The sequence below is a fragment of the Hespellia stercorisuis DSM 15480 genome (assembly GCF_900142165.1).
GTDB lineage: Bacteria > Bacillota > Clostridia > Lachnospirales > Lachnospiraceae > Hespellia > Hespellia stercorisuis.
In genome coordinates this window covers 1-4,864 of record NZ_FQZY01000123.1, presented here as the reverse complement: position 1 = coordinate 4,864, position 4,864 = coordinate 1, and the positions used below count along the sequence as shown (strand labels likewise).

At 33.8% G+C, this 4,864-nt stretch carries 7 protein-coding genes and 1 pseudogene; 7 read left to right on the top strand and 1 reads right to left on the bottom strand.

Going from position 1 to position 4,864, the window contains the following annotated elements; all coding sequences use genetic code 11:
* Positions 1-328: 328 nt before the first annotated feature.
* The 7 genes from BUB85_RS20500 to BUB85_RS22395 all read left to right on the top strand — a co-directional run bounded on the left by BUB85_RS20500 (position 329) and on the right by BUB85_RS22395 (position 4,537).
* Positions 329-574, top strand: a complete 246-nt coding sequence (locus tag BUB85_RS20500; RefSeq protein ID WP_330392414.1) for an MmcQ/YjbR family DNA-binding protein — start codon at positions 329-331, stop codon at positions 572-574.
* 121 nt (positions 575-695) lie between these two features.
* Positions 696-887 (top strand): YwbE family protein, encoded by a 192-nt coding sequence (locus BUB85_RS20495; protein WP_073113321.1) that lies wholly within the window; start codon positions 696-698, stop codon positions 885-887.
* Positions 888-924: 37 nt separating this feature from the next.
* Positions 925-1,335, top strand: a complete 411-nt coding sequence (locus BUB85_RS20490; RefSeq protein ID WP_073113322.1) for a peptide deformylase — start codon at positions 925-927, stop codon at positions 1,333-1,335.
* 51 nt (positions 1,336-1,386) lie between these two features.
* A complete protein-coding gene (locus BUB85_RS20485) occupies positions 1,387-2,364 on the top strand; it encodes a bacteriophage abortive infection AbiH family protein (protein ID WP_073113320.1) in 978 nt (325 codons plus the stop codon).
* 238 nt (positions 2,365-2,602) lie between these two features.
* Positions 2,603-2,818 (top strand): helix-turn-helix domain-containing protein, encoded by a 216-nt coding sequence (locus BUB85_RS20480; protein ID WP_073113319.1) that lies wholly within the window; start codon positions 2,603-2,605, stop codon positions 2,816-2,818.
* Position 2,819: 1 nt separating this feature from the next.
* The gene (locus BUB85_RS20475; protein WP_330392412.1) at positions 2,820-4,109 is read left to right on the top strand and encodes a type I restriction-modification system subunit M; all 1,290 of its coding nucleotides are present in this window, start codon (positions 2,820-2,822) and stop codon (positions 4,107-4,109) included.
* Positions 4,110-4,120: 11 nt separating this feature from the next.
* Positions 4,121-4,537: an N-6 DNA methylase gene (locus BUB85_RS22395; RefSeq protein WP_330392415.1), complete on the top strand. Its 417-nt coding sequence runs from the start codon at positions 4,121-4,123 to the stop codon at positions 4,535-4,537.
* A gap of 136 nt (positions 4,538-4,673) precedes the next feature.
* On the opposite strand, the pseudogene BUB85_RS20470 reads toward BUB85_RS22395, so the two are convergent.
* Positions 4,674-4,864: pseudogene (locus BUB85_RS20470) on the bottom strand (ExeA family protein); the annotation flags it as partial.

Below are 4,864 nucleotides of genomic sequence, written 5' to 3'. Positions count from 1 at the left end.
CAAGAGCTGTAGCTGGCATCGGTTTTCACCATGGGGCGAGACCCCGTCTAGGAGCTTGGCTGGCACTCAGTGTATGAATAGATGGTACGAAGGAAGTTGGGACACGATCCCCTTAGACACGGAAGGTTCATCATCATAGTTGATCAGAGGGAAAATAGCCTTTATATAGCAAACGAAATGGATGCTTTTAAAGTTATACCTATTTTTCAACTATTCAGTACTTGATACTACGATATTCATCACTATCGGCTCTGTTTTAGAGGTAAATAAAAATCGTCAAAGCTAGTAAAATCAATAGATTTAGGCTTGACAGAATAGGAAGGAAAAAATGCTTACAAGAGAAGAAACAATTACATATTGTAAATCGTTTGAGAATGTAATAGAGGATTATCCGTTCCATGATAATAACTGGACTTTGATGAGTCATAGAGAGAATAAAAAGACTTTTGCATGTATTTATGAGCATCAGAACAACATCTGGATTAATGTGAAATGTGATCCAGAGTGGAGAGATTTCTGGCGTAGTGCATTTGAAGCGATTGTTCCAGCGTATCACATAAATAAGGAACACTGAAATTCAATTATCCTTGATGGAACAATTTCTAGGACCAATATTGAACGAATGGTTGCAGAAAGTTATGAACTGACAAAGCCAAAGGAAAAGAGAATAAAGAAATAGAGGATTGAATTAAAATATGGATGGTACAGTAAGAAACAATATAAAAATCGGAATCAAAGTACAGGTTGTACAGAAACAGGATCAACGAACAGGTAAATTAACAGAAGGTGTCGTCATGAGAATTTTGACCAATTCCAGTAATCATCCAAGAGGGATTAAAGTGATGCTGGAAGGTGGAATTGTAGGAAGAGTACAGAAGATTATATAGATAGAAAGAAAATATTGCAGGAAGGAAAATGAACAGTATGGTACGGCAGATAGTAAAAGATGAACTGTTTTTAGCACAAAAATCAGAGCTTGCAACAAAAGCGGATGCTGCAATCATCACAGATCTAATAGACACATTAAAAGTGAACTCAGAACACTGTGTGGGAATGGCAGCGAATATGATTGGTGTAAAGAAAAGAATTATTGTATTTAGCGTAGGCATTGCAATAGTTCCAATGGTGAATCCTGTTATTGTTAAGAAAAGTGGTCCGTATGAAACAGAAGAAGGCTGTCTATCTCTGAATGGAGTAAGGAAGACTACAAGATTTGAAAAGATAGAGGTAGAGTATCAGGACAAGGATTTTAAGAAGCAGAGGCAGGAGTTTGCTGGATGGACAGCACAGATTATTCAACATGAGGTGGATCACTTGAAGGGACGAGTAATATAGTCTTCCATGGTTGAAGAAAAAACGAATAGAATGAGAGTGAGGTGAAACTCAATGAGCAACTTATACATAATTGGAAATGGTTTTGATATGGCGCATAAATTAGATACTAGTTACTGGAATTTTAGAAAGTTTTTAGAAGAAAACCACCCAGAATTTTTGTCTGGATTTGAAAGCCTGTATAATATACAAACACTAGATGATTCTGAGCCTTGGTATACCAAAGCGGCTCAGGAAAGATGGAATAAAAAGATTTATGATGAGCTATGGAGTGAATTTGAAAATACAATGGGATATCCAGATACAACAGGCATGTTGGATTCATCTACATCTGTTTTAGATGATATGGATCTTGATGGTGGTAATATAGGAATATTGGATACCATGAATCAATATTGGAGAGATGAATTTGGCTTTATTGATAAATTGCAGATGTATGTAAAAGAATGGATTAAAAATGTAAATACCGATAATATTAAGCCAATTCGTAAATCTTTGATTGATGCCAATGATGACCTATATCTGAGCTTTAATTATACAGATACTTTAGAAAACGTGTACAGAATAGATGATGTAGTACATATTCATGGTGGGGTAGAAAAAGTTACCGATATAGCTCCGGTTATGGGACATTGCAACCAAAATGAAATATTTAGGCATAGAAATTGGGCGAAAGAAGCGGATGAAGAATTTGATGAAGGCGAAACTAGCATTCAAAACGCTATTGCTGATTATTTAGAAGAGATATACAAAGACACAAAACGTTTTATAGATGACAATATGAATTTTTTTAGAAAACTTGATAAGGTAGATGCTGTTATAATTATTGGCTGGTCAGCTGGTGAAGTGGATTTACCATATTTGAAAACTGTAAAGGAACACATACAGAACAAGACAAAGTGGTATATATATTGGTTTGATCACAAGGCATTGAAATCTTTACAGGATGCGTTTGAAAAATTGAAAATCACTGGTAATTATGATGTTAAGTATTTGCAATCGGATGATTTTTGGAATGATGCTCAAATATGATTGGCAGAGAAGGAAGAAACTGAATGTGAAAATTTGGTTTCTTTTTTTATGCAATTTTATGTAGATTTTTCACATATGAGAAACCATATGAAGCCATACGAGAACCATCTATATGCAATCAACAATATAAATATATTTTATTTGTAAAATAATCTAAAAAGTGCTATTATATATCGTGAATGGTGCAATATAGTTAACTACATATTAGAGAGGCTGCCTAGCAAAGTGGAGGATAGGAATGGTACTTAATAATGTTGAAAAGGATATAAAAATTAAATGCTTGGAAAGCGATATGACACAACAATCGCTTGCAAAGAAAATAGGGAAGACTGGACAATATATAAATAGAATTGTTAAGAAGAATAATGGCATTGTAAATAATACTTTCATTCAAATGATGGAAGGCTTAGGATATGACGTCGAATTAACATATGTGAAAAGAGAGGAACAATAACATGAACAAACAGCAGCTTGCGTCTACTATATGGGAATCCGCAAATCAGATGAGATCTAAAATTGATGCAAATGATTATAAGGACTTTATCCTTGGATTTATCTTTTATAAATATCTCTCTGAAAGTGAAGTAAACCTTATGAAAAAGGAAGGCTTTACAGATGAAGAGATTAAGAAGATGAATGAAAAAGATGTTAAATACGTGGAACATGTTAAAAATACGCTGGGATATTTTATTTCATACGAGAATCTTTTTTCTACTTGGCTAGAAATGAAAAATGATTTTAATGTGTCAAATGTAAGAGATGCGTTGTCAGCGTTTGAGAGAAATATTGATGATGTGTATAAAAACGTATATCAAAATATATTTAATACATTACAAACAGGTTTGTCAAAGCTTGGCGATACAGCTCAGACACAAACAAAGTCTATTAGAGGATTGTTAAAATTAATTAGACGAATTCCAATGGATGGAAAACAGGACTATGATGTACTTGGATTTATATATGAGTATTTGATTAGTATGTTTGCGGCTAATGCAGGAAAAAAAGCAGGAGAATTTTATACACCTCATGAGGTGTCTGTTTTAATGTCTGAAATTGTTGCGGAACATTTGAAGGATAGGAAAGAAATAAAAATATATGATCCAACATCGGGGTCGGGATCATTGCTAATAAACATTGGACATTCCATAGCTAAATATTTAGATGGTAACGGTAAGATAGAATATTATGCACAGGAGTGGAAGGAAAATACCTATAATCTTACAAGAATGAATCTTGTCATGCGTGGAATAAAACCATCTAATATTTTTGTTCGAAATGGAGATACATTAGAAGAAGATTGGCCATTTTTTGAAGAAGGAGATAGAGATAAAACATATAGATTAGTAAGCGTAGATGCGGTGGTATCAAATCCGCCATATTCACAGAAATGGGATATTACAGATAAAGAGTTTGATCCAAGATATAAGGACTATGGAGTAGCGCCAAAAGGAAAAGCAGACTTAGCATTTTTATTACATGACTTATATCATCTAGAGGAGGATGGTATAATGACAATTGTACTTCCACACGGAGTTCTTTTTAGAGGTGGAGACGAGGGTACAATTAGAAAAAACTTAATCGAGAAAAATCGTATAGATACAATAATTGGACTTCCAGCAAATATTTTTTTTGGTACAGGTATTCCTACAATTATTCTAGTGTTAAAAAAGAAAAGAACTAATAATGATGTGTTAATCATTGATGCGTCTAAGGGCTTTGAAAAAGTTGGGAAAATAATAAGCTAAGAGCATGTGATATTAAGAAGATTGTAGATACCATAAAAAATAGAAAAACTGTACCCAAATATGCAACATTGGTTAAGAAAAAAACAATAGTAAAAGAAAATGAATATAATTTGAATATTGCTAGATATGTAGATTCGTCTGAAGAACCAGAAAAATGGGATATTCGTGCAACTATGTTTGGGGGTATACCAAAGTCTGAAGTAGAGCAATTATCAGATTATTGGGATGCAATGCCAGGAATCAAAGAAATATTATTTAAAGAAGTCTCAGAAGAATATGCTGAAATTAATGTTACAGATATTAAAAATGAAATAATGACACATACAGCAGCAAAAGCTTATATTAGGGAATATTCTGATATCTTTAATAGCTTTGCTGAGAAATTAAAGAAGGAATTAATAGATGATGTTGTTTTGCACATTAGATGAAGCTTCTTCTGTCAAATTAAATGAGGGTGTTCTTGCTTAGGTTGGAAGATACAAAGCGGATTCTTTGCAGTTGATTCTGCACGTTGTTTTAACCTTAAAATTCCTCATGCAAATTAATTGCATGAGGAAAAAGAGATTACCCTAATTCACAGTCATTGATTGCCTGCATAGCGATATCTGGTGTGATGAGATTTGCTTTGCTGCTATCGGCAAGAAGTAGGCTTACATTACAATACTTATTGATAAGGCGCGGAGTTCCATCTGCAGCATTTAGTATAGCTTCAATGGCGCCATCTTCAAAAATGGTCTGTGTACAACCTGCGCCCT

Bases quoted from the DNA above. Each gene is read 5' to 3' on its own strand.
- BUB85_RS20475 (WP_330392412.1), top strand. From the start codon at position 2,820: ATGAACAAACAGCAGCTTGCGTCTACTATATGGGAATCCGCAAATCAG.
- BUB85_RS20495 (WP_073113321.1), top strand. From the start codon at position 696: ATGGATGGTACAGTAAGAAACAATATAAAAATCGGAATCAAAGTACAG.
- BUB85_RS20480 (WP_073113319.1), top strand. From the start codon at position 2,603: ATGGTACTTAATAATGTTGAAAAGGATATAAAAATTAAATGCTTGGAA.
- BUB85_RS20500 (WP_330392414.1), top strand. From the start codon at position 329: ATGCTTACAAGAGAAGAAACAATTACATATTGTAAATCGTTTGAGAAT.
- BUB85_RS20485 (WP_073113320.1), top strand. From the start codon at position 1,387: ATGAGCAACTTATACATAATTGGAAATGGTTTTGATATGGCGCATAAA.
- BUB85_RS20490 (WP_073113322.1), top strand. From the start codon at position 925: ATGGTACGGCAGATAGTAAAAGATGAACTGTTTTTAGCACAAAAATCA.